Below are 22,193 nucleotides of genomic sequence, written 5' to 3'. Positions count from 1 at the left end.
TTCCGGGTGACGGCGTAGGGGCGGGGTGGCGGCGCCCCGTAGATCGCCCTCGAGGGCGCGGGGCGAGGGTGGCTGTTTCCGGGGCCGGCGGCGGACTCCGGAGATCGCCATCGAGGGCGCGGGGCGAGTGGCTGTCCAGCGGATCGCCGTCCGGTCCGCGCCGGGACATCGCGACCGTAGACTCGCGGTGGTGAGCAGTACGCAGGCCGGGACGCACCCGGCGGAACGGACCGGTGTCCGGTGAACCCGACGGCGACCGAGCCGGGCCCGGCGGCGGAACTGGACCGGGCGGTGGACCTGCTGGTCCGGCAGGTCGGGCACTGGCAGCCGCCGCGCTGGGCAGCGCTGACCGTCGATGGCAATGTCTCCCGGGCCGACCTGGTGCACAAGCTCGTGCAGGAGCTCGCCAACCTGGCCGCCGACGTCGAGGGTCAGCCGCGTCGGACCGTACCCCGGCTGGACAACGACCTGGCCCTGCCCGACCAGCTCCGGGTGGTCGCCGCCGACCTGGTCGCCACGGAACCCGCGCCCGAGGCGTTGACCTGGGCCGCCGCCGAGGTGACGGCGACCCGGACCGTCCTGTGAGTGATCGCTCAGCGCATCAGCTCAACCGCTCCAGGACCATGGCCATGCCCTGGCCGCCGCCGACGCACATCGTCTCCAGTCCGATCGACCTGTCGTGCCACTGGAGGGCGTTGAGCAGGGTGCCGGTGATCCGGGCCCCCGTCATGCCGAACGGGTGACCGACGGCGATCGCGCCACCCATCACGTTCAGCTTCTCCAGCGGGATGTCGAGCTGCCGGTACGACGGGATCACCTGGGCGGCGAACGCCTCGTTGATTTCCACCAGGTCGATGTCGTCGATGGTCATGCCGGCACGCCGCAACGCCTGCCGGCTCGCCTCGACCGGACCGAGCCCCATGATCTCGGGGGAGAGCGCGGTGACGCCGGTGGAGACGATCCGGGCCAGCGGGGTGATGCCCAGGTCCGCCGCCCGCTGGGCGCTCATGATCACCACGGCGGCGGCGCCGTCGTTCAGCGGGCAGCAGTTGCCGGCGGTGATCCGGCCGTCCGGGCGGAACACCGGCTTCAACCCGGCAACCCCGTCCAGGGTCACCCCGGGGCGGGGGCCGTCGTCGGCGCTGACCACCGTGCCGTCCGGGGTGGTGACCGGGGTGATCTCCCGGGCCCAGAAGCCGTCGGCGATCGCCTTCTCGGCGAGGTTCTGGCTACGGACACCGAACTCGTCCATGTCGGCGCGGGTCACGTCGTACGCCTGGGCCAGGTTCTCCGCGGTCTGCCCCATGGCGAGGTAGATGTCGGGCAGCTCACCGGCTGCGCGCGGGTCGGTCCAGACCTCCGCGCCGCCGGCCGCCCGTCGGCCCGACCGCTCCCGCGCCCCCGCGAAGCGGGGATTCTCCCAACCACCGCCGACCAGTTCCTGCGCCTCGGGCGGCAGGACGTCGGAGTTGCCCCGGACGTACCGGGAGACACACTCGACCCCGGCGGAGACGAACACGTCCCCCTCGCCGGCCCGGATCGCGTGCATCGCCATCCGCGTGGTCTGCAACGACGAGGCGCAGTACCGGGTCAGGGTCGCGCCGGGCAGGGTGTCCAGCCCGAGCAGCGTGGCGACCACCCGGGCCATGTTGAAGCCCTGCTCGCCGCCGGGCAGCCCGCATCCGAGGTAGAGGTCGTCGATCTCGGTGGGGTCGAGCTGGGGCACCTTGTCCAGCGCGGCCCGGATGATGGTCGCCGCGAGGTCGTCCGGGCGGACGTCGCGGAGGGAACCCTTGTACGCCCGGCCGATGGGGGAGCGGGCGGTGGCGACGATGACGGCGTCGCGGGACGACTCGGTCGACATGAGCCAACGTTAACTGGTCGGTAACTTGTGGTGGAAGTGAGGCGCCGCTCACCCGGACGCCACCGACCGACCGGCGGGGACGAGGCGTCGTTGACCGGGTCCCACCGGCCGGCGGACGGTCAGCGGGACGAGGCGACGGCTGCGGCGGCGGCGACCGCCGGGAGCAGCGCGTGTGCCCAGACCCGGTAGCCGTCGGCGGACGGGTGGTACCCGTCGTGGCAGAGCGTCCCGGCGTCGGCCCGGAAGACCGCACCGGTCTCGGCGGCGAGGTCCACCACCGTGCCCCCGGCCTCCAGTACCGCCACGGTCTGCGCCCGCGCGGTACGCCGCCCGGACCAGCCGAGCACCTGACGCAGCGGCGGGGCGACCGCCCGGACCGCACCGAGGTCGGGGCAAGTGCCGACCACGACCTCCACCCCGGCGTCACACAGCCGCCGGACCGCCCCGCCCAGGTACGCCGCCGCCTCGGACGGCCGGCGAAGGGCGGTGGCGTCGTTCGCCCCGATGAGGATCACCGCCACGTCCGGCCGGGGGCCGAGCAGGGCCCGGGCCACCTGGGTGGCCAGGTCGGTGGAACGGGACCCGGAAACCCCGACGCTGGACAGGTGCACCCGTCGGCCGTTCGGCCCCTCGGCGAGCAGGTTGCCCAACTGGCCGCCGATCGTGTCGTCGAGACGTTGCACTCCGACGCCGAGGGCGGCCGAGTCGCCGAGCAGGACCAGCCGAAGCGGCGGCGCGTCCGTCGGCCCCACCGTCGCCCGCAGTGCGAGGCCGAGTTCGGGCTCGGCGTACCGGCGGGTGCGCGCGACGATGGCCTCTCCAGCGAGGACCGCCGCGCCGCCGACCGTGCCGGCCAGCAGGGAGAGGGCCGCCGCCCGGCCCAGCCGGACCGCCAGCTCGGTGCGGGTGTTCCGCTCGCTCATCCTCGTCCCTCCACTGCTGTCTCCGGGCGGTCGACCGGTCGGACCACGTCACCTGCTTCGGGACTGTCAGCCGGTCGGGCGCCGTCACCTGTCTCCGGGTCGTCGGCCAAGCGGGCCGTCGTACCTGGCCGGGGGCTGTCGGCCGGTCGGACCGCGTCGCCCGGCTCCGGGCTCCCGCGGACCACGCCGCCGACCTCCGGGCTCGTCGCCGGTCGGATCGCGTCGGCCGCCTGGTGTGGCACTGGTTCACCCGCGTGCGCGGGCAGCGCGCCGACCGCGACGAAGGCCCGCCGCCGTAGTTGCGCCCAACGCCCCGCCGGGCCCCGGTCGCGCCCGCTGACCTGGGTGCCGCTGACCTCGGTGCCCGGGTGCCGGGCGGCCTCCTGCGCGGCCTGTGGCAGTGACCGTACGCCCTCGCCCAGGGCCAGCGTCGGTCGGCGTTCCGGAGCGCCGCCGAGCGCCGAGAGAATCGTCGGCAGCAGCGCGGACGCGGCGATCGCGTATCCCTCGGCGGACGGATGGAACCTGTCCCAGGCGAACATCCGCGTGGGATCCGCCGCGAACCGGGGGCCGAGCAGGTCGCCGAGGGAGACCGTCCAGCCGCCGGCCTCGACCACGGCCACTGTCTGGGTGGCGGCGAGCTGCCGGCCCCAGCGGCGGGCCAGCCAGCGCAACGGCGGTTGGATCGGCTGGATCGTGCCCAGGTCGGGGCAGGTGCCGACGACCACCTCCGCGCCGGCCGCCCGCAGTTTGCGGACCGCGTCGGACAGGTAGCGCACGGCCACGGCCGGTGGGGTCCGGTTGGTGACGTCGTTGCCGCCGACCAGGATCACCGCGAGGTCGGGGCGCTGCTCCAGAGCGGCCTCGACCTGGTGTCGCAGCCCCGCCGAGAGGCTGCCGACCACGGCGAACCGGTGCAGCCGCACCGGCCGCCGCAACCGGCGGGACAGGCCGGTGGCGAGCAGCGCGCCGAGGGTCTCCCGCCGACGGTGCACCCCGTAGCCGGCGGCGGAGGAGTCGCCGAGGAGCACCATGGTGAGGGGACGACCGGGAAGCTTGGGCCCGTAGATCCCATCGCAGCGGGGCGGCGGCGCCTCGGCCATCGGGATCGTCCGGCGGGCCTGCTTGGCCTGGCCGAGGAGAACGCCCGTCGTGGTGACGAAGGCCGCCGCCGTGGCACCCGCGCCGATCGCCGTGTAGCGGGCGACCTGCCGGGCACGTCGCCAGCGACTACCGGTCGGTACGACAGACTCAGCCACCACCTCCATGAGCCGACATTACCGCGCGGGTGTGACACGTCGCTGTCCCAGCGGTGGCGCTCCGGTGCCTGCCGGGGGCACAGTCTGGGTACGTAATCCATCGATCGCCGGCCGTCCAGGGCGACCGCCCGGCCGGCCTTCGGGCACCGGGCGGCGGTTGCGTCGAACCGGCACGCTGGTCGAGGAGAGAGGGGACGGAGATGGCGAGGACGTTGAAGCGGAGTGCGGCGTTCGCCGCGCTGGCCCGGGCACTGATGTCCGGAGCGAGGGGTGGTCCGTCCCTGGGCGCCCGGCTGGCGGCGCTGCCCCGGATGATCAAGGCCAGCGCGCGGGGCGAGTACGACGGCGGCCTCCGGCTGGCCCTGATGACCGCAGCGGCGGCGTACGTCGTCTCCCCGGTCGACCTGGTGCCGGAGCTGTTCCTGACCGTCTTCGGGCTGGTCGACGACGCGGTGATGGTCACCTGGATCGCCGGCAGCGTGCTGGCCGAGACCGAGCGGTTCCTGGAGTGGGAGGCCCGCCGCGCGTCCACGATCCCTGGGAGTGTCCTGCCCTGACGCCACGTACCCTGGGCGTCGACCAACCGTCGCCCGGCGCCGCCGCCGGCACCGGAGGAGAAGGGCACAACGAGGTGCAGTACTACGACAACGTCGTCGAGCTGATCGGCAACACCCCGCTGGTGAGGCTCCGCAACGTCACCGCCGGTATCCAGGCCACCGTGTTGGCGAAGGTGGAGTACCTCAACCCCGGCGGGTCGGTGAAGGACCGGATCGCGCTGCGGATGGTGGAGGACGCCGAGGCCGCCGGGATCCTCAAGCCGGGCGGCACCATCGTCGAGCCGACCAGTGGCAACACCGGCGTCGGGCTGGCCCTGGTGGCGCAGCTCAAGGGCTACCGGTGCGTCTTCGTCTGCCCGGACAAGGTCAGCCAGGACAAGCAGGACGTGCTGCGGGCGTACGGGGCCGAGGTGGTGGTCTGCCCGACGGCGGTCGCCCCGGAGGACCCCCGCTCGTACTACAACGTCTCCGACCGGCTGGCCCGGGAGATCCCCGGCGCGTGGAAGCCCAACCAGTACAGCAACCCGGCCAACCCGCGCTCGCACTACGAGACGACCGGCCCGGAGCTGTGGGAGCAGACCGGCGGTGAGCTGACCCACTTCGTGGCCGGGGTGGGCACCGGCGGCACGATCTCCGGCATCGGGCGTTACCTCAAGGAGGCGTCCTCCGGTCGGGTGAAGGTGATCGGGGCGGACCCGGAGGGCTCGGTCTACTCCGGTGGCACCGGCCGGCCGTACCTGGTCGAGGGGGTCGGTGAGGACTTCTGGCCGGAGACGTACGACAAGACCCTCGCCGACCAGATCATCGAGGTCTCCGACAAGGCGTCCTTCGAGATGACCCGGCGGCTGGCCCGCGAGGAGGGGCTGCTGGTCGGCGGCTCCTGCGGGATGGCCGTGGTGGCCGCCCTGGAGGTGGCCCGCGCCGCCGGCCCGGACGACGTGATCGTGGTGCTCCTGCCGGACAGCGGCAAGGGCTACCTGTCGAAGATCTTCAACGACTCCTGGATGGCCCGGTACGGCTTCCTGGCCACCCAGGGCGACGAGCCGACGGTCGCCGACGCGCTCGCCGCCAAGCCGGGCGGCCTGCCCGAGCTGGTGCACGTGCACCCCACCGAGACGGTCCGGGACGCCATCGACTACATGCGTGAGTACGGCGTCTCGCAGCTGCCGGTGCTCAAGGCCGAGCCGCCGGTGGTGACCGGCGAGGTGGCCGGCTCGATCGCCGAGCGGGACCTGCTCGATGCCCTCTTCACCGGCCAGGCCCACCTGCACGACACCATCGAGCGGCACATGGGTGAGCCGCTGCCGATGGTCGGCGGTGGGCAGCCGGTCAGCGAGGCGGTGGCCCTGCTGGAGAAGTCCGACGCCGCGCTGGTGCTGATCGACGGCAAGCCGAAGGGTGTGCTCACCCGGCAGGACCTGCTGGCCCACCTCGGCGCCCGCTGAGCATCGCGTCCGCCGGCTGGGTGGCGTTCGCCTGCCGAACGCCACCCGCCGAGCCGGTACCGTCCCCCAGCAGCTCGGCCACCTGCCGCTGGGTCAGACCGAGCCGTCGACCGAAGGTGGCGGGCCGTGGCAGGGCTCGAACCTGCGACCGAGGGATCATGAGTCCCCTGATCCGGGTTCCCGTGCTGGTCAGAGGGTGCGGGCGTAGCGGAGTTGACGGGTGACGACGGGGCCGAAGTGCTCGTCGCGTTCCTGGCCGTCGGCCGTCCAGCCGCCGCGCTCGTAGAAGCGCCGGGCGTGCGCGTTGTCCCGCAGCACCCAGAGCACCGCGCGGTCGTGCCCCCACGAGCGCATGGTGTGCAACGCGTCGACCATCAGCTCCCGGCCGGTGCCGCGCCCCTGTTCGGTCGGGTCGAGGTGGATCGCGCAGAGCCGGCCGGTGTGCGGGTCGACCCGGCCGTCCTCGCCGTCCGGGCCGACGTAGGTGAAGCCGACCAGCCGGTTGTCGCGTTCGGCGACGGTCATCAGGTGGTCCTCGCGCTCGTACGACCAGCGCTGCGTCCAGTAGTCACCCATCATCTCCGGCGTGGGCAGGGCCAGCGCCTCCGGGGCAGGAACGGCGAGTAGGCGGCGACCCGGGAACGCTGGTGCAGGCTGCCGACCGCCATCAGATCGTCGGCGACGGCGTGGCGGAGAGTGAGCGTCATCCGACCGAGGCTACCCGCCGGGGTGGCACCGCGATGGTGCCCAGATCCTCGGCGATGACCAGGTCACCGGTGAAGTGCTCGCGGGCCTCGGCGGCGAACCGGGCCGGGTCGGCGTACCGCTGGGAGAAGTGGGTGAGCACCAGTCGGCGTACCCCGGACTCGGCCGCCACCCGCGCGGCCTGGGCGGCGGTGAGGTGCCCGACCTCGGCGGCGAGCGCGGCCTCCGATTCGAGGAAGGTCGACTCGATCACCAGCAGGTCGGCGTGTTCGGCCAGGGCGTACACCGCGTCGCAGAGGCCGGTGTCCATCACGAAGGCGAACCGCTGGCCGGGGCGGGGCTCGCTCACCTCGTCCCGGTGCACGCGGCGTCCGTCCACGTCCAGGTGGCCGACGCGGATCAGCTCCCCGACGGCCGGCCCGGCGATCCCGTACGCGGCCAGCCGCTCCGGGAGCATCCGGCAGCCGTCCGGCTCGACCAGCCGGTAGCCGTACGTCTCGATGGGGTGGCGCAGCCGGCGGGCCTCGAGGGTGAGCCCGCCGCGTAGGGCGGTCCGCTGCCCGTCGGCGGTGACCGGCTCGGGACGCAACTCGGCGGCCTCGTGGAAGCTGGTGGCGTAGCGCAGTCGGGCGAAGTACTCCGCGCCGCCGGCCGGGAAGTGCACCGCCACCGGGTGCGGCACCCGGTCCAGGGAGAGCCGCTGGATGATCCCGGGCAGCCCGAGGCTGTGGTCGCCGTGGAAGTGGGTGACGCAGATCCGGGTCAGGTCGGTGGCGGTGACCGTGGTGTGCAGGAGTTGGCGCTGACTGCCCTCACCCGGGTCGAAGAGGATCACCTCGTCGTCCCAGCGCAGCACATACCCGTTGTGGTTGCGCTGCCGGGTCGGCGTCTGGCTGGCGGTGCCGAGCACCGTCAGTTCGCGCATCGACACGGCGTATCCCCCCGGACATGGGTCGACCCCCGGGGCTTCCGCGCTGACGCGCGGACCGGCTGGACTAGGCCGGCACCCCGGGGGTCGGGTGGCTGTTCTGGATTCGCCGCACCGCTGCCACACGGTCTCGACGATCTTTCTGTGTCCGCCCCGGAGGACGGACGGTCGACTGTCAAGGACAGCGGCTAGCGGACAGCCACCTCACGAGTCCGATAACTACTCAAAGCTTCGGATCACCTCCCTTCCCGTGTACCGCCACGCTATCCACTTCCCGACCATGGCGGCAACGGTTTTACGTCACCTCGTGGAGACGCAGGTCAGGCCGGGTTCGTGGCGGGACCGTCGGCGATGCCGATCGGCCCCTGGCGCGGTCCCTCCTCGGACGCCGGCTGCACCGCCAGCGACGGGAAGTCGGCCAGGTCGCCCTCGGGCTCGGCGTCCCACTCCGGAAAGACCAGGTCGCTCTGGAGGTAGAGGCAGAGCAGTTGGGTCAGGTGCCGCAGGCCGTCCAGGTGGGTGCGCTCGTGGCCGTGGGTGGCGTCCACCCCGAAGCCGAGCAGCGCCACCCGGGCGTGGGCGCCGGCCTCGACCGCCGCCGCCACGTCCGAGCGGTAGTAGTCGAAGACGTCCCGGACCAGGTCGACGCCGTGCTCGGCGGCGATCGAGGCGAGGTTGCGGGTCAGGTGGTAGTCGAACGGGCCGACCCCGTCGCCCATCGCCAGGGTCGCCGCGTTCTCCCGGGACTGCTGCCCCGGGGCGACCACCGCCGCGTCCACCGAGACGATCTCGGCGACGTCCGGGTCGAGGCCGTGGCTGGCCCCGTGCCCGATTTCTTCGGTGACGGTGACCAGCAGGTGCGCGGTGACCCGGGGCTGGACGCCCGCGTCGACCATCGCCTTGAACGCGGTCAGCACCGCCGCCACCCCGGCCTTGTCGTCCAGGTGGCGGGACTTGACGTACCCGCTGGGGGTGATCGTCGGGTTGGGCAGGAACGCCACGAAGTCGCCCGCGTCGATGCCGAGCGCGCGCAGCCCGGCCTCGTCCTCGACCGGCTCGTCGACCCGGACCTCCACCTGCTCCCAGCCGACCCCCTGGAGGTCCACCGCCTCGTTGTAGCGGTGGCCGCTCGCCTTCAGCGGCAGCACCTGACCGGTGACCATCCGGTCCAGGTCGTCGGTGAAGATCCGTACGTGCGCGCCCTCGGCGAACCGGGCGCTGTGCGTACCGATCGACTTCAGCTCCAGCCGGCCGTTCTCCTTCAGCCGCTTCACCATCCCGCCGATGGTGTCGGTGTGCACCACGATCGCCCGGTCCGCCCCGGTGGAGCGGGGGCCGGGCAGGCAGGCGCTCAGCGCACCCCGGCGGGTCAGCGTGGACGCGATCCCGAGGGCGGAGAGCCGTTCGCCCACGTACTGCTGCACGTGGTCGGTACGCCCCGACGGGCTGGGGATCTCCAGGAGTTCCAGCAGCACCTGCCGCAGGTAGTCCAGGTCGAGCGGGAGCGGGACGGGACGACGTTCGGTCATGCCGTCGAGGATGCCGTACCGGCCGGGGACCAGAGCCGGTGCGGTGCCCGGGTGCCCGGGAACAGGAGGTCCACGAACCGCTCGGCGGTCGGCTGGGGCTCGTGGTTGGCCAGCCCCGGCCGCTCGTTCGCCTCGATGAACACGTGCTCCGGCTGGTCTGGGGCGGTGACCAGCAGGTCCAGCCCGGTGACCGGGATGTCCAGCGCCCGGCTGGCCGCCACGCACGCCTCGGCGACCTCTGGGTGCAGTTCCCCGGTCACGTCGTGGATGGTGCCGCCGGTGTGCAGGTTCGCGGTGCGCCGGACGGCGAGCACGGTGCCCTCGGGGAGCACGTCGTGCATGCCGTACCCGGCCTCGGCGACCACCTCGCGGGTCATGTCGTCGATCGGGATGCGGGACTCGCCACCGGTGGCGGCGGCCCGGCGGCGGCTCTGCCGTTCGATCAGCTCGGTGACGTCGTGCACCCCGTCGCCGGTGACCGACGCGGGGCGCCGTACGGCCGCCGCGACCACCTCGTGGTCGATCACGACCACCCGCAGGTCCTCGCCGGCGCGCAGCTCCTCGACCAGCACGTCCGGGCAGTACCGCCGGGCCAGCTCGACGGCGGTGCGCAGCGCGTCGGCCGTACGCACCCCGACCGTGATGCCGTTGCCCTGTTCACCCCGGGCCGGCTTGACCACCACCGCGCCGACCTCGGCCAGGAACGCCTCGTCCGCGTCGTCCCCGGTGGCCGTCCGGCCGCGCGGCACGGCGAGCCCCGCCTCGGTGAGGATCCGCCGGGTCACCCGCTTGTCGTCGCAGCGGCTCATCGCCACCGCCGAGGTCAGTTCGGAGAGCGACTCACGGGTCAGGATCGTCCGCCCGCCGCTGGTCAGTCGCAGCTCACCCCAGGCCGGGTCGGTGACCTCCACCCGGATGCCCCGGCGCATCGCCTCGTCGGCGACGATCCGGGCGTACGGGTTCAGCTCGTCGTAGCCGGCGGGCAGGGACGGCAGGAACAGCCGCTCGTTGATCGGGTTCTTCCGCTTCACGCAGAGCGTGGCGGTGCGGTAGAAGCCCAGCCGCTCGTAGAGACGGATCGCCCCGCTGTTCTCGGCCAGCACGGAGAGGTCGACGAAGGCCCGACCCCGGTCGGTGAGCCGGGCGGCCAGTTCGGTCAGCAGCGCCTGCCCGGTGCCGGGCGGAGCGTGGTTGAAGTCCACGGTCAGGCACCACAGGCTCGCCCCGTTGTCCGGGTCGGCGAAGACCTCGACGTGGTCCACGCCGGTGATCGTCCCGACGATCTCCCCGGTGGCCGACTCGGCGACCAGGTGCAGGAAGGTCGGGGTGGCGGCGTTGGCGACCAGCACGTCCACCGGAGCGGTGACCATCCCGTTGGCGGCGTAGATCCGGTTCACCGCGTCGGCGTCCGCCGCGTCGCGGAGCTGGCGGATGCGCAGCCCCGGCAGGTCCGCGCCGACCTCGCCGCCCGTGCCGCCCGCCTCACCGCCGATCGGCCCGGGGCCGGGGCCCGCGTCCGGGCTCAACGGCAGCCGGTACGTCAGTGACGGGTCGATGAACAACTCGTCGTGCAGCCGGGAGACCAGCACGTGCGGGTCACGCAGGTAGATGCAGATGTCCCGGGAGCCGGCGGCCTCGGAGCGGAGCACGTCGGCGACGGCGGCCGGGTCGCGGAACGTCTGTCCGAAGACCAGCCGGCCCCAGCCGCAGTCGAGCACCACGTCACGGTCGCCGGCCGGACGGGTCTCGGTCTCCGGGCGGGTCGGCTCGCCCGGGGCGACCGGGTCGCCACCCGGCCCGACCCGTTCCCGCCGACGGGCAGCCAGCCGGGCCCGCTGCCCGTCGGTGCGGGCCGCCCCGGTTGCCAGGGTGTCGGTCACGGTCAGTCGATTCCGTGGCTCTGGAGCCACATTTCCAGGAGTCCGAGCTGCCACAGCTTGTTTCCGTTCAGCGGGGTGAGTTCGGCGTTCGGGTCGGTGAGCAGGGCGTCGACGTAGTCGGCGCGGTACAGGTCCCGGCGGCGGGCCTCCGGCGCGTGCAGCGCGTCGCGTACCCGGTCGAGGACCTTGCCCTCGAGGTGGGTGAGGCCCGGGACCGGGAAGTACCCCTTCGGGCGGTCGATGACCTCCCACGGGAGGACCCGCCGGCCGATCTCCTTGAGCACGCCCTTGCCGTCCTGGGCGAGCTTCAGCTCGGGCGGGCAGGTGGCGGCGAGCTCCACGAACTCGTGGTCGAGGAAGGGGACCCGGGCTTCCAGGCCGTGCGCCATGGTCATGTTGTCGACCCGCTTCACCGGGTCGTCGGTCAGCATGATCTGGGTGTCGATCCGCAGGCCGGCGTCGACCGCGGTCGACGCGCCGGCCCGGGCCAGGTGGGCGGCGACGAACTCGCGCGCCGGGTCGCCGTCGGCCAGCCAGGCCGGGTTCAGGACGCGGGCCAGCCCGGCCGCGTCCCGGTCGAAGAACGCCTTCGCGTACGTGTCGAGCGCCGCGTCCCGGTCGATGCGGGCCAGCGGCGGGTACCAGTGGTAGCCGCCGAGGATCTCGTCCGCGCCCTGGCCGGACTGGACCACCTTGACGTGCCGGGAGACCGTCTCGCTGAGCAGGTAGAACGCCACGCAGTCGTGGCTGACCATCGGTTCGCTCATCGCCGCGACGGCCGCCTCGAGCGGCGGGACGAGGTCGTTCGCGGCGATCCGGATCTGGTGGTGGTCGGTGTCGAAGGTCTTCGCCACCAGGTCGGAGTAGCGGAACTCGTCGCCCTCCCGGCCGCCGACCGCCTCGAAGCCGATGGAGAAGGTGGCCAGGCCGCGCTGCCCCTGCTCGGCGAGGAGCGCCACGACCAGGCTGGAGTCCAGGCCACCGGAGAGCAGGACGCCGACCGGCACGTCGGCGACCATCCGGCGGCGGACCGCCGTGGTCAGCGACTCGTGCAGGGCGTCCTGCCAGTCCCGCTCCGACCAGTCGAGCCGGTCGGGGTGGCGGGTGAACGACGGGTCCCAGTAGACCCGCTCGGTGACCCGCCCGTCCGGCTCGTACGCCCGGATGGTGGCCGGCGGGAGCTTGGCGACGCCGCGCAGGATGGTGCGTGGCGGCGGCACGATGCTGTGGAAGCTCAGGTAGTGGGCGAGGGCGACCGGGTCGATGGTGGTGTCCACGCCGCCGCCGGCCAGGATCGCCGGCAGGGTGCTGGCGAAGCGCACCCGGTCGGGGGTCTCGGCCAGGTAGAGCGGCTTGATGCCGAGCCGGTCCCGGGCGAGGACGAGGCGGCCGGTGTCCCGTTCGACGATCGCCACGGCGAACATGCCGACCAGGTGGTCGACGAAGTCGTCCCGCCACTCGGCGTACGCCTTGAGCACCACCTCGGTGTCTCCCGAGGAGAAGAACGTGTGACCCCGCGCCTGAAGTTCGGCGCGCAGTTCGCGGTAGTTGTAGACGCAGCCGTTGAAGACGCCGGCCAGCCCGGCGGCCGGGTCGACGAGAGGCTGTCCGCTGGCTGCGGAGAGGTCGATGATCTTCAGTCGTTGGTGGCCGAGGGCGACCGGCCCCTGCGCCCACACTCCGCCGCCGTCGGGGCCCCGGTCGTGCATGGTCGCCGCCATCCGCTCCACCGCCGCGACGTCGGCGCGTGAGCCGTCCCGACGGATCTCCCCAGCCAGTCCGCACATGTCAACGAATGCTGCCAGAGGTCAGCGTGGTCCGCCTGTTGAGCTGATGGCTGCCGGATAGGCAGGTTGCTAGAATGCGCGACCCGTCGCGAGTTGTGGTGGATCATCGAGGGCTTCCATGTCCGTCAGGCGTGGAGTGACCCTTTTGCGCATCCGGCTGGTTGTGAAGAACCTCCCAGCGTCCGGCCACAGCGATGTAGTGCCGAGACCATCAGTCAAGATCCGTCATCCTGAGGGGTGGGGCACCGAGGTCGCTTCTTCGTCCGGTGGCGCTCCGCTGGGTGAGGGATGGATTCCGAACTTTTTGATCATGAAGCGCCAGAACAGGGGGACGGCGTCCTCGGCTGGGCGTCGGATTCGGTCGTTCCTGCCGTTGTGGGTAAGCGTCTCGACCGTGATCCACGGGCCCTGGTAGCGGACGATTACTTCGTCGTACGGCGGGTTGGGCACCGGTCTCGGGACCACGACCAGGTCCGTCATGGACAACAATCCGGCCAGTTGGGCGTCGGCTCCAGAGAAGAGGACGCTCCTGGCGATATCCAGCACCGGTCGCATCTCCGGCGAACGGGCGCACCACTCGCCGAGTTGGCCTTCGATCTGCGGCCACGGCGTCTCGCGGAACTCAGCTGGGTAGCCCATCGTCCGCACAGGGACAGCGTGCAGCAATGCCGCTCCCGACACAACGCCCGGTGCTTCGCGGGCCAGGCCCCGGGTTGACAGCTCTGGGCGCGGATCCCGTGGATCCGCGCCCAGAGCGACCGAAGGGCCAGACCGTCCTGGCGACACCGACCGGGCAGCTCAGCCCGTTCGGGCCGTGGTTGCAGTAGCCGTTCGGGCTCTTGGACTCTGGCGCAGGGTGTAGCGATTCGTAGCTGGACCGCCGACTGCCCACTCACTCATCATCGGGGTGCGGCCCGCGGCCGAACCTTCGGACCTCCTGGGGCCAGCCGCATGCTTCCGCGATCTTGCCGGCCCATATCCGGGCCGTTGCCTCGTCTGCCACGTCCACCACGGTTAGCCCGCCCAGCCACTCCTTGGTTTCGACGTAGGGCCCGTCGGTGAACATAAGTGTGCCGCTCGTGGCATCGGCACTGAAGACGGGGCCGTCTTCCTCAAGGCCCCCGGCGAACACGTACGCCCCGGCGGCCTTGATCTCCTTCACGACCGCCATGGCGAGTGGCCCGCGCCCCCGGAACCACTCCTCAGTGTGGTCACCCACCCACTGCTGGTTGAAGTAGATGAGGTACTCGGCCATGTCTGCTCCCTCGTCTCGGGCGGACCCTCTGTTCGCCCCATCTTCGCTACGAACGGCGTCGGGCCGATGCGACACCTCGGGCTGAAAAACGTCACATCGATGTTGGCGGCAAGGTCAGGCGGTCTTCGCCACGCCCACCGGGCACGTCATGCCGTTCGGGCCGTGGTTGCAGTAGCCGTTCGGGTTCCTGGTCGGGGCGAGATACTGCTGGTGGTACTCCTCGGCGAAGAAGTAGTCACCGAGCTTGCCGATCTCCGTGGTGATCTCACCCCGGCCGGCGCGGGCCACGATCGGGGCGAACGCGTCCCGGGAAGCCTGCGCGGCGGCGAGCTGCTCGTCGGTGGTGGTGTAGATGGTCGACCGGTACTGGGTGCCGACGTCGTTGCCCTGACGCATGCCCTGGGTCGGGTCGTGGTTCTCCCAGAAGACCTTGAGCAGGTCCTCGTAGGCGATCTTCGACGGGTCGTAGACCACCTCGACCACCTCGGCGTGCCCGGTACGCCCCGAGCAGACCTCCTCGTACGTCGGGTTCGGGGTGTAGCCGCCCGCGTACCCGACGGAGGTGGTGATCACACCGGGGAGTCGCCAGAACAGCCGCTCCGCACCCCAGAAACAGCCCATCCCGAAGACGGCGACCTGCGCGCCCTCCGGGAACGGGCCCTTCATCGGGGTGCCGAGTACCTCGTGCCGGTCGCTGACCGGCATCGCGACCGGTCGGCCGGGTAGAGCATGGTCGGGCGTGATCATTTCGGCCTTCATGCGGCGCAGGAACACGATGACTCCTCTCGTATCTGTCTATCCTGCAACGCCAGCGGGCCCCACGTCCTTACCCGTCCGCCCGATGATCAGGCCCCCGCTCAGCCGTTCCCACGGCTTCGGCCAGGCGCGGGTCCACGGCGATCGCGGTGGCCAACGGCCCCCAGGAGGGCCGATTGCTGCCACGATCACCTGCCATGGACGTCAGACAGCTGAATCCGGGCGTGGACGGGACGGTCGCAGGGGACCTGCTGCGGGTGCAGCGCGCCGCGTACGCGGTGGAGGCGGCACTGATCGGTGACGACCGCATCCCCACCCTGTGGGAGAGCCTCGACGAACTGCGGGCCGCGCCGCTGCGCTGGCTCGGCGCCTTCACCCCCAGCGGCGAACCGCCTGTCCCTGCCGGGGGCGAACCGCCCGTCCCTGCCGGGGGCGAGCCGCCCGTCCCTGCCGGGACCGATTCGCGCGTCGGGCCGCCGGACACGGTTCCCGCCCGACCGTACGAGCCCGCCGGTCGGCTGGTCGGAGCGGTGGCCTGGACCGAGGACGCGACGACGCTCGACATCGACCGGCTCGTCGTCGACCCGGCGGCCCATCGGCGCGGCGTCGGCCGGGCGCTGGTCGGCGCGCTGCTGACCCGGGCCGGCGACCGTACCGTGCTCGTCGCCACCGGGCGGGCAAACCGGCCGGCGCGGGCACTCTACGAGTCGTTCGGCTTCACCGCCCTCGGCGACGCTGAGCCCGTCCCCGGTCTCTGGATCACCCGCTATGCACTTCCGGGTAGGGCGGCGGCGACCCGGTCGGCGTAGGAGCGTGCCTCGGTGTCGTCGGCGTAGCGGGTTCGCGGCCAGAAGAAGCCGCGCAGCCCGTCCCCCTTCGTCCGGGGCACCACGTGGGTGTGCAGGTGCGGCACCGACTGGGAGACCTTGTTGTTCATCGCCACGAAGGTGCCGCCCGCGTCCAGCCCGGCCTCGACCGCCACGGCCAGTCGGCGGACCAGCCCGAAGTAGCCGGCGATGGACTCCGACGGCAGATCGGCCAGGGTCACCAGATGGGCTCGCGGCACCACCAGCAGATGCCCCTTGAACACCGGGCGGGTGTCCAGGAACGCCACCCCATCCGGCTCGTCGGCCACCCGGAACGCGGGCACGTCACCCGCCACGATCCCGCAGAACACACACCCCGCCACCGGCCCAACCTAGCCGCGCGAGGCTTGCCGGTGCCGCTGTCTTGCCCGGCGACCCGCCGGCACACTGCCCGGACTCCGGAAGGGCGGTGAAGGGACTAGCGTCTGGGGAATGAGTCACGGCTTCGAGACGCTCGCGATCCACGCCGGCCAGGACCCGGAGGCCCGCACCGGCGCGGTGATCCCACCGATCTACCAGACCAGCACGTACGCCCAGGACGCCGTCGGCGCGCCCCGGCTGGGTTACGAGTACAGCCGCTCCGGCAACCCCACCCGGGACGCCCTCCAGGAGTGCCTGGCCGCCCTCGAGAACGGCGCGGTCGGCCTGGCCTTCGCCAGCGGTCTCGCCGCCGAGGACACCCTGCTGCGGACCGTCTGCAAGCCGGGGGACCACGTGGTGATCCCGGACGACGCGTACGGCGGCACCTACCGGCTCTTCGCGAAGGTCGCCGAGCGGTGGGGGCTGGCCTACACCCCCGCCAAGGTCTCCGACCCGGACGCGGTACGGGCCGCGATCCGCCCCGGCAGCACCCGGATCGTCTGGCTGGAGACGCCGACCAACCCGCTGCTCGGCATCGCCGACATCGCCGTCCTGGCCGGTATCGCGCACGACGCCGGGGCGCTGCTGGTGGTCGACAACACCTTCGCTTCGCCGTACCTGCAACAGCCGATCACGCACGGCGCGGACGTGGTGGTCCACTCCACCACCAAGTACGTCGGCGGACACTCCGACGTGGTCGGTGGTGCCCTGGTCGTCGCCGACCGGGAGCTCGGCGAGCAGCTCCGCTACCACCAGAACGCGATGGGCGCGATCAACGGCCCGTTCGACGCCTGGCTGACCCTGCGCGGCATCAAGACCCTCGGCGTCCGGATGGACCGGCACTGCGACAACGCCGAGCGGATCGCCGCCTATCTGGACGGACACGCCAAGGTGGCCGAGGTGATCTACCCCGGCCTGCCGTCCCACCCCGGACACGAGGTGGCCGCCAAGCAGATGCGCCGGTTCGGCGGGATGATCTCCTTCCGGGCCACCGGCGGAGAGGAGCACGCGGTCGAGATCTGCAACCGGGCCAAGCTGTTCGTACTCGCCGAGTCCCTCGGCGGGGTGGAATCCCTGATCGAGCACCCGGGTCGGATGACACACGCAAGCGCTGCCGGCTCGCCGCTTGAAGTTCCCGGCGATCTCGTGCGACTGTCTGTCGGCATCGAGACGGTCGACGACCTGCTCGCCGATCTGGAGCAGGCGCTGGGCTGACCGCTGGCTGGGGAGGGTGGCCGTGCAGGACATCATGCCGACCTGGGTCGGGGCGACCGCGAAGCAGATCGCCCGGGGCGTACGCCGGGGTGACGTCTCGGCGACCCAGGTGGTGGCCGACCACCTCGACCACGTCGCCCGCGCCGACGCCGACCTCGCCGCGTTCCGCACGGTACGCGGCGGGGAGGCGATCACCGAGGCGGAGAAGGTCGACGAGCAGGAGGATCTGGCCAACCTGCCGCTGGCCGGGGTGCCGATCGCGGTGAAGGAGAACACCCCGGTCGCCGGCCTGCCCACCTGGCGTGGCTCGGCCGCCGTACGGACCCCGGTCGCCGAGCGCGACCACGAGGTGGTCCGCCGGCTGCGCGGCGCGGGCGCGGTCATCCTCGGCGTCACCCGGATGCCGGAACTCGGGTTGTGGGCGGTGACCGACGACGAGACGGCGGTCACCCGCAACCCCTGGGACCTGAGCCGTACGCCGGGCGGTTCGTCCGGCGGCGCCGCCGCGGCGGTGGCCGCCGGGCTGGTGCCGATCGCGCACGCCAACGACGGCCTCGGCTCGATCCGCATCCCGGCGGCCTGCTGCGGCCTGGTCGGGCTCAAGCCCGGCCGGGGCGTGGTGCCCTGGCAGATCGGCGAGGAGAGCTGGTTCGGGCTGGCCGAGCACGGCATGCTGACCACCACGGTGGCCGACGCGGCGGTGGGCTTCCAGGTGCTCGCCGGCCGTCCCCAGGAGAAGCTGGTGCCGCCGCAGCGGCTGCGGGTGGGCGTCTCGCTCCGTTCGCCGGTCCGGGGCGTCGCCGCCGACCAGCCCAACCGGGACGCGGTCGCCGCCGCCGGCCGGCTGCTCGCCGCCGCCGGGCACGACACCGTGCCGGCCGACCCGGTGTACCCGACCAGGCTCGGCCTCCAGGGCATCGCGACCTGGTTCGCCGCCGCCGCCGTCGACGTCCGGGACGCCGGCCTGGACCGGCGGCACCTCCAGCGGCGTAGCCGTCGGCACGTCGCGCTGGGGGAGTGGGCGCAGCGCCGGGGCTACGTGCGCGAGTCCGACCGGGCCGCCTGGCGGGACCGGTCGATCGGTTTCTTCGCCGACCACTCGGTCGACCTGTTGCTCACCCCGGCGCTCGCCAGCACACCACCGTCGGCGCAGGGCTGGTCGGGCCGGTCCTGGCGGTCGAACATGAGCGCCAACATCCGGTACGCCCCGTACGCCGCGCCGTGGAACATGGCCGGCCTGCCGGCGCTGGTGGTGCCGGTGGGACGGCGTCCCGACGGCCTGCCCGTGGCGGTGCAGCTCGTCGGCCCGCCCGGCTCGGAGCTGCTGCTGCTCGGCGTGGCCGGCCAGTTCGAGATGCAGGCCCCGTGGGCGCGGCATGCCCCCGGCTACCCACGGGTCGGAACGGAGTCGCCAGCCCCCGCGTGATCATCTAATGTGGGCCGGCCCGATGACCCGCACAGCGAGGACGGCCTGCCCATGCGATGCGCGACCTGCGGTGGCGAGACCTCGCCCCGGGTGAGTGACTGCCCGGTCTGCGGTACGCCGGTCGGTGCCCCGGCGGTGCATCCCGAGGTGCCGACCCGGTCGGTGCGTGGGGTCGGGCTGGCCGCCTCGGTGGCGGTTGGTGCCACCACGCTGTGCTACCTGCTGGGGTCTCTCACCGCGCTGGTCGGCCGGTCGCTGGCCGAGCGGGCCGCGCGTACCGAGGACCAGGACACCCTGCTGATCGCCGGTTTCGTCGAGCTGGCCGCGAGCGTCCCGTACCTGCTCGTGTACCTGACCGCCGTGGTGCTGGTCATCGTCTGGACCTACCGGGTCCGGCAGAACCTGGACGCCTTCCCCGGCTCGGCGCCGGGCCTCGGCGCGGGTTGGGCGATCGGCGGCTGGCTGATCCCGCTGGTCAACTTCGTCGTGCCGTACCGGGTGGTCGCGGACGTCACCCGGGCCAGCGTGTGGCGTCCGGGCACCGGCCGACTGGTCGGGGTCTGGTGGGCTGCCTGGCTGGTCTTCCTGGTTTCCGAGCGGTGGGCGGAACGGGTCTCGGCGCGGGAGTTCGAGCGGCTGCCGGAGTACCCGACCATTCGGTCGGAGTTCCTCCAGTACGCCGACCAGTACTCGGCGGCGCTGAACCGGAGCATCCTGCCGATGGTGGAGCCACCCTGATCGTGCTGATCCGGCGGGTTTCGGCCGCGCAGCAGGCCCGGATCGACCGGGCCCGCCCGCTCGGACCAGTGACCCCCGGCATGACCGTGCCGGCCGCGACGAGCACTCCAGCCGCAGGTGGCACCATCGGGGCATGACAGAGCTGGTCGGCCTGGCCGACGTCCAGGCAGCGCGGGAGCTGCTGACCGGGGTCACCCGGGTCACCCCGCTGGAGCCCTCGCGCCCGCTCACCGCGGCGCTCGGCGAGACCGTCTGGCTCAAGTGCGAGCACCTGCAACGCGCCGGGTCGTACAAGGTGCGGGGCGCGTACGTGCGGATCGCCCGACTCAGCCCGGCGGAGCGGGCCAGGGGCGTGGTCGCCGCGAGCGCCGGCAACCACGCGCAGGGCGTGGCGCTCGCCGCCGGCCTGCTCGGCACGACCGCCACGGTCTTCATGCCGGTGAACGCGCCGCTGCCCAAGGTGGCGGCCACCAAGGGGTACGGCGCACAGGTGCAACTCGTCGGGGCGACCGTGGACGAGTCCCTGGTGGCGGCGCAGACCTTCGCCGAGCGGACCGGGGCGGTGTTCATCCACCCCTTCGACCACCCGGACGTGATCGCCGGCCAGGGCACGGTGGCGTTGGAACTCCTGGAGCAGTGCCCGGAGGTGCGGACCATCATCACCGGGGTCGGCGGCGGCGGCCTGGTGTCCGGGCTGGCCGTGGTGGTCCGGGCGCTCCGTCCGGACGTACGGGTGATCGGGGTGCAGGCGGCCGGGGCGGCGGCGTTCCCGCCCTCGCTGGTGGCCGGGAAGCCGGTACGCCTGCCGGCGTTCGGCACCATCGCCGACGGCATCGCGGTCGGTCGTCCCGGCGACCTCACCTTCGCCCACGTGCACAAGCTCGTCGACGAGGTGGTCACCGTCGGGGAGGAGGACATCTCCCGGGCGCTGCTGATGCTGCTGGAACGGAACAAGCAGGTGGTGGAGCCGGCCGGCGCGGTCGGGGTGGCGGCGCTGCTGGCCGGCGTGGTCGAGGTGGACTCACCGACGGTGGCGCTGCTGTCCGGCGGGAACATCGACCCGCTGCTGATGCTGCGGGTGATCGAGCACGGACTCGCGGCGGCGGGCCGCTTCCTCCGGATCACCGTCCGCTGTGTGGACCGGCCCGGACAGCTCGCCTCCCTGCTGGCGCAGATCGCCGAGCACCGCGCCAACGTTGTGGACGTGGTGCACCAGCGGGTTCATCCGCACCTGCGACTCGGCGAGGTGGAGGTGGGGCTGTCGGTGGAAACCCGGGGCAGTGAGCACTCCGACACGCTGATCAGCGCGCTACGGGCCAGCGGCTACCAGGTCTTCGCCGGCGCCGAGGCGTGAGGCCCGTACGGGGTCACACGCCTCGGCGCCGGCGTCCGAAGTTGCCGGGGCGGTCGGTGGCGTCGGTAGGTTGCCGGGCGCCCGATGGCGTCGGAAGTCGCCGGGCGCCTGGGTCAGCCGGCTTGCCGTGCGGCCGGGTCAGCCGGCGAAGGGCTCGAAGGAGACGACGGTCACCTTGATGTCCGCGCCGCTGGGCGCGGTGTAGGTGACGGCCTGCCCGGCGCGCGCGCCCAGGATGGCCTGCCCGAGGGCGGACTCCGGGCTGTAGACGGTCAGGTCGGTGGTGGACGCGATCTCCCGCGAACCGAGCAGGAAGGTCTCGCTGTCGTCGGCGTCGTCGTCGAAGTAGATCGTCACGACCATGCCGGGTGTGACCATGTCCGCGCTGGGCGCCTCACCGACCTGGGCGGTGCGCAGGAACTCCTGGAGGTAGCGGATCCGTCCCTCCTGCTTGCCCTGCTCTTCGCGGGCGGCGTGGTAGCCGCCGTTCTCCCGCAGGTCGCCTTCCTCGCGCCGGGCGTTGATCTCCGCAGCCATCGCCGGGCGGTTGGCGATCAGCTCGTCGAGCTCGGCCTTCAGGCGGTCGTACGCGTCCTGGGACAGCCAGGTGGCGGGCGCCTCGTTGCCAGTGGTGGACACAGGCGGTCTCCTTGGTTGTGCGGGCTGGCTGACAGGTGAACTACCAAGTTACCAGTGCCGCACCCGACTCCGGGGTGATGAATACCGCCGGTGATCACCCGATGCCCTTGCGTAGAAGTGTTTCCGCAGCTCAACAGCAGGGTGGGCGACGAGGAAATGCCGGTGCCGGACTCGATCCGGGCTGGTGGACTCGACCGGGCGGGTGGGCTCAGGCCGCCGCGCGGCAGCGTACGACCTCGCCGATGAAGGGACGGGCGGAGGTGGCCAGCCGGTGCCGGGTGGTGACGCTCCGCTCGTCGCCCGGGGCGGTCACCGTCACCTGCTCACGGGACACCTCCACCCCGTCGACGTCGCGGGCCCGCAGCAGGCAGACCGCCGACCCACCCGGCGGAACGGTGACCCGGAACTCGACCACCACCTGGGTGTCGGTGATGTCGGTGTAGGTGATCACCTGGGCGTCGTAGGTCGGGTCGCCGTACTGCTGGTAGAGGCGGAACGCGGCCAGGCTGGAGACCGCGAGCGCGACCGCCAGCAGCACCCGGGTCAACCACGGGCGCCGTCGGCCGGGTTCCCGACGCCGGCCGTACCGGCCGGGAGGGAATACCGGTGCACCTGGTGTAGTTGTGGCGTGCGTCTCGGTCACCGGCGGGTATCTCCTGGCGTCGTCGTCACTGGCTTCGGGAAGAATGGGCCTGGTCCATCCTCTC

General features: G+C 72.5%; 20 protein-coding genes and 3 pseudogenes. 8 read left to right on the top strand and 15 right to left on the bottom strand.

Annotated features, from left to right (window positions below; translation table 11 throughout):
- The first annotated feature begins 240 nt into the window (after positions 1-240).
- Positions 241-585, top strand: coding sequence for a hypothetical protein (locus GA0074692_RS20345; protein WP_245730385.1), 345 nt, complete (start codon positions 241-243; stop codon positions 583-585).
- Between the two features lie 16 nt (positions 586-601).
- Here GA0074692_RS20345 and GA0074692_RS20340 read toward each other — a convergent pair whose 3' ends face one another.
- The 3 genes and pseudogenes from GA0074692_RS20340 to GA0074692_RS20330 form a co-directional block, all read right to left on the bottom strand.
- The gene (locus GA0074692_RS20340) at positions 602-1,864 is read right to left on the bottom strand and encodes an acetyl-CoA C-acetyltransferase (protein WP_091646785.1); all 1,263 of its coding nucleotides are present in this window, start codon (positions 1,862-1,864) and stop codon (positions 602-604) included.
- A gap of 119 nt (positions 1,865-1,983) precedes the next feature.
- Positions 1,984-2,787, bottom strand: a complete 804-nt coding sequence (locus GA0074692_RS20335) for an SGNH/GDSL hydrolase family protein (protein ID WP_091646784.1) — start codon at positions 2,785-2,787, stop codon at positions 1,984-1,986.
- Between the two features lie 221 nt (positions 2,788-3,008).
- Positions 3,009-4,055 (bottom strand): annotated as a pseudogene (locus tag GA0074692_RS20330) (SGNH/GDSL hydrolase family protein); the annotation flags it as partial.
- 191 nt (positions 4,056-4,246) lie between these two features.
- Between GA0074692_RS20330 and GA0074692_RS20325 the strand changes: the two are divergent.
- Positions 4,247-4,603, top strand: a complete 357-nt coding sequence (locus tag GA0074692_RS20325) for a YkvA family protein (protein ID WP_091646783.1) — start codon at positions 4,247-4,249, stop codon at positions 4,601-4,603.
- Positions 4,604-4,677: 74 nt separating this feature from the next.
- Positions 4,678-6,048 carry a cystathionine beta-synthase gene (locus GA0074692_RS20320; RefSeq protein ID WP_091646782.1) on the top strand — a complete coding sequence of 457 codons (1,371 nt, stop codon included), beginning with the start codon at positions 4,678-4,680 and terminating at the stop codon, positions 6,046-6,048.
- 189 nt (positions 6,049-6,237) lie between these two features.
- On the opposite strand, the pseudogene GA0074692_RS20310 reads toward GA0074692_RS20320, so the two are convergent.
- From GA0074692_RS20310 to msrA, 9 genes and pseudogenes are all read right to left on the bottom strand, one after another.
- A pseudogene (locus tag GA0074692_RS20310) lies at positions 6,238-6,755 on the bottom strand (N-acetyltransferase family protein).
- Positions 6,752-7,684 (bottom strand): ribonuclease Z, encoded by a 933-nt coding sequence (locus GA0074692_RS20305; RefSeq protein WP_091646781.1) that lies wholly within the window; start codon positions 7,682-7,684, stop codon positions 6,752-6,754. The pseudogene GA0074692_RS20310 and the gene GA0074692_RS20305 overlap by 4 nt, the downstream one beginning before the upstream one ends.
- A gap of 317 nt (positions 7,685-8,001) precedes the next feature.
- Entirely contained in the window at positions 8,002-9,210 is a 1,209-nt protein-coding gene (locus GA0074692_RS20300) for an osmoprotectant NAGGN system M42 family peptidase (protein ID WP_091646780.1), read from the bottom strand.
- Positions 9,207-11,090 (bottom strand): N-acetylglutaminylglutamine synthetase, encoded by a 1,884-nt coding sequence (gene ngg, locus GA0074692_RS20295; RefSeq protein ID WP_091646779.1) that lies wholly within the window; start codon positions 11,088-11,090, stop codon positions 9,207-9,209. The genes GA0074692_RS20300 and ngg overlap by 4 nt, the downstream gene beginning before the upstream one ends.
- A gap of 2 nt (positions 11,091-11,092) precedes the next feature.
- Positions 11,093-12,877 carry an N-acetylglutaminylglutamine amidotransferase gene (locus tag GA0074692_RS20290; RefSeq protein WP_091646778.1) on the bottom strand — a complete coding sequence of 595 codons (1,785 nt, stop codon included), beginning with the start codon at positions 12,875-12,877 and terminating at the stop codon, positions 11,093-11,095.
- Positions 12,878-13,102: 225 nt separating this feature from the next.
- Positions 13,103-13,525: a hypothetical protein gene (locus tag GA0074692_RS20285; RefSeq protein WP_091646777.1), complete on the bottom strand. Its 423-nt coding sequence runs from the start codon at positions 13,523-13,525 to the stop codon at positions 13,103-13,105.
- A gap of 124 nt (positions 13,526-13,649) precedes the next feature.
- A pseudogene (locus GA0074692_RS37020) lies at positions 13,650-13,721 on the bottom strand (peptide-methionine (S)-S-oxide reductase MsrA); the annotation flags it as partial.
- Positions 13,722-13,769: 48 nt separating this feature from the next.
- On the bottom strand, positions 13,770-14,132 hold the full coding sequence (locus tag GA0074692_RS20280; protein ID WP_091646776.1) for a YciI family protein: 363 nt from the start codon (positions 14,130-14,132) through the stop codon (positions 13,770-13,772).
- Positions 14,133-14,246: 114 nt separating this feature from the next.
- Complete coding sequence (gene msrA, locus GA0074692_RS20275) at positions 14,247-14,906, bottom strand: peptide-methionine (S)-S-oxide reductase MsrA (RefSeq protein WP_091646775.1); 660 nt, start codon at positions 14,904-14,906, stop codon at positions 14,247-14,249.
- 179 nt (positions 14,907-15,085) lie between these two features.
- On the opposite strand from msrA, the gene GA0074692_RS20270 reads away from it, so the two are divergent.
- Positions 15,086-15,697 (top strand): GNAT family N-acetyltransferase, encoded by a 612-nt coding sequence (locus GA0074692_RS20270; protein WP_091646774.1) that lies wholly within the window; start codon positions 15,086-15,088, stop codon positions 15,695-15,697.
- Here the strand turns inward: GA0074692_RS20270 and GA0074692_RS20265 are convergent.
- The gene (locus GA0074692_RS20265; protein WP_091646773.1) at positions 15,655-16,077 is read right to left on the bottom strand and encodes an HIT family protein; all 423 of its coding nucleotides are present in this window, start codon (positions 16,075-16,077) and stop codon (positions 15,655-15,657) included. The genes GA0074692_RS20270 and GA0074692_RS20265 overlap by 43 nt on opposite strands.
- Positions 16,078-16,186: 109 nt before the next feature.
- Here GA0074692_RS20265 and GA0074692_RS20260 point away from each other — a divergent pair, with 109 nt between their 5' ends.
- From GA0074692_RS20260 to ilvA, 4 genes are all read left to right on the top strand, one after another.
- Positions 16,187-17,329 carry a cystathionine gamma-synthase gene (locus tag GA0074692_RS20260; protein WP_091646772.1) on the top strand — a complete coding sequence of 381 codons (1,143 nt, stop codon included), beginning with the start codon at positions 16,187-16,189 and terminating at the stop codon, positions 17,327-17,329.
- A 16-nt stretch (positions 17,330-17,345) separates the two neighbouring features.
- Entirely contained in the window at positions 17,346-18,755 is a 1,410-nt protein-coding gene (locus GA0074692_RS20255; protein WP_091646771.1) for an amidase, read from the top strand.
- A 51-nt stretch (positions 18,756-18,806) separates the two neighbouring features.
- On the top strand, positions 18,807-19,493 hold the full coding sequence (locus GA0074692_RS20250; protein ID WP_141725356.1) for a DUF4328 domain-containing protein: 687 nt from the start codon (positions 18,807-18,809) through the stop codon (positions 19,491-19,493).
- A gap of 133 nt (positions 19,494-19,626) precedes the next feature.
- The gene (ilvA, locus tag GA0074692_RS20245) at positions 19,627-20,847 is read left to right on the top strand and encodes a threonine ammonia-lyase (RefSeq protein ID WP_091646769.1); all 1,221 of its coding nucleotides are present in this window, start codon (positions 19,627-19,629) and stop codon (positions 20,845-20,847) included.
- Positions 20,848-20,985: 138 nt separating this feature from the next.
- Here ilvA and greA read toward each other — a convergent pair whose 3' ends face one another.
- The gene (gene greA, locus GA0074692_RS20240) at positions 20,986-21,486 is read right to left on the bottom strand and encodes a transcription elongation factor GreA (RefSeq protein ID WP_091646768.1); all 501 of its coding nucleotides are present in this window, start codon (positions 21,484-21,486) and stop codon (positions 20,986-20,988) included.
- Between the two features lie 208 nt (positions 21,487-21,694).
- Entirely contained in the window at positions 21,695-22,129 is a 435-nt protein-coding gene (locus GA0074692_RS20235) for a DUF4307 domain-containing protein (RefSeq protein WP_091646767.1), read from the bottom strand.
- Positions 22,130-22,193: the final 64 nt, after the last annotated feature.

The organism is Micromonospora pallida (assembly GCF_900090325.1).
Taxonomy (GTDB): Bacteria; Actinomycetota; Actinomycetes; order Mycobacteriales; family Micromonosporaceae; genus Micromonospora; species Micromonospora pallida.
This window is presented reverse-complemented; position numbering and strand designations above follow the sequence as displayed.

Excerpts from the sequence above, each read along its gene's own strand:
- GA0074692_RS20340 (WP_091646785.1), bottom strand. The coding sequence starts at position 1,864 with ATGTCGACCGAGTCGTCCCGCGACGCCGTCATCGTCGCCACCGCCCGC.
- GA0074692_RS20335 (WP_091646784.1), bottom strand. The coding sequence starts at position 2,787 with ATGAGCGAGCGGAACACCCGCACCGAGCTGGCGGTCCGGCTGGGCCGG.
- GA0074692_RS20325 (WP_091646783.1), top strand. The coding sequence starts at position 4,247 with ATGGCGAGGACGTTGAAGCGGAGTGCGGCGTTCGCCGCGCTGGCCCGG.
- GA0074692_RS20300 (WP_091646780.1), bottom strand. The coding sequence starts at position 9,210 with ATGACCGAACGTCGTCCCGTCCCGCTCCCGCTCGACCTGGACTACCTG.
- GA0074692_RS20290 (WP_091646778.1), bottom strand. The coding sequence starts at position 12,877 with ATGTGCGGACTGGCTGGGGAGATCCGTCGGGACGGCTCACGCGCCGAC.
- GA0074692_RS20280 (WP_091646776.1), bottom strand. The coding sequence starts at position 14,132 with ATGGCCGAGTACCTCATCTACTTCAACCAGCAGTGGGTGGGTGACCAC.
- GA0074692_RS20270 (WP_091646774.1), top strand. The coding sequence starts at position 15,086 with ATGGACGTCAGACAGCTGAATCCGGGCGTGGACGGGACGGTCGCAGGG.
- GA0074692_RS20260 (WP_091646772.1), top strand. The coding sequence starts at position 16,187 with ATGAGTCACGGCTTCGAGACGCTCGCGATCCACGCCGGCCAGGACCCG.
- GA0074692_RS20250 (WP_141725356.1), top strand. The coding sequence starts at position 18,807 with ATGCGATGCGCGACCTGCGGTGGCGAGACCTCGCCCCGGGTGAGTGAC.
- ilvA (WP_091646769.1), top strand. The coding sequence starts at position 19,627 with ATGACAGAGCTGGTCGGCCTGGCCGACGTCCAGGCAGCGCGGGAGCTG.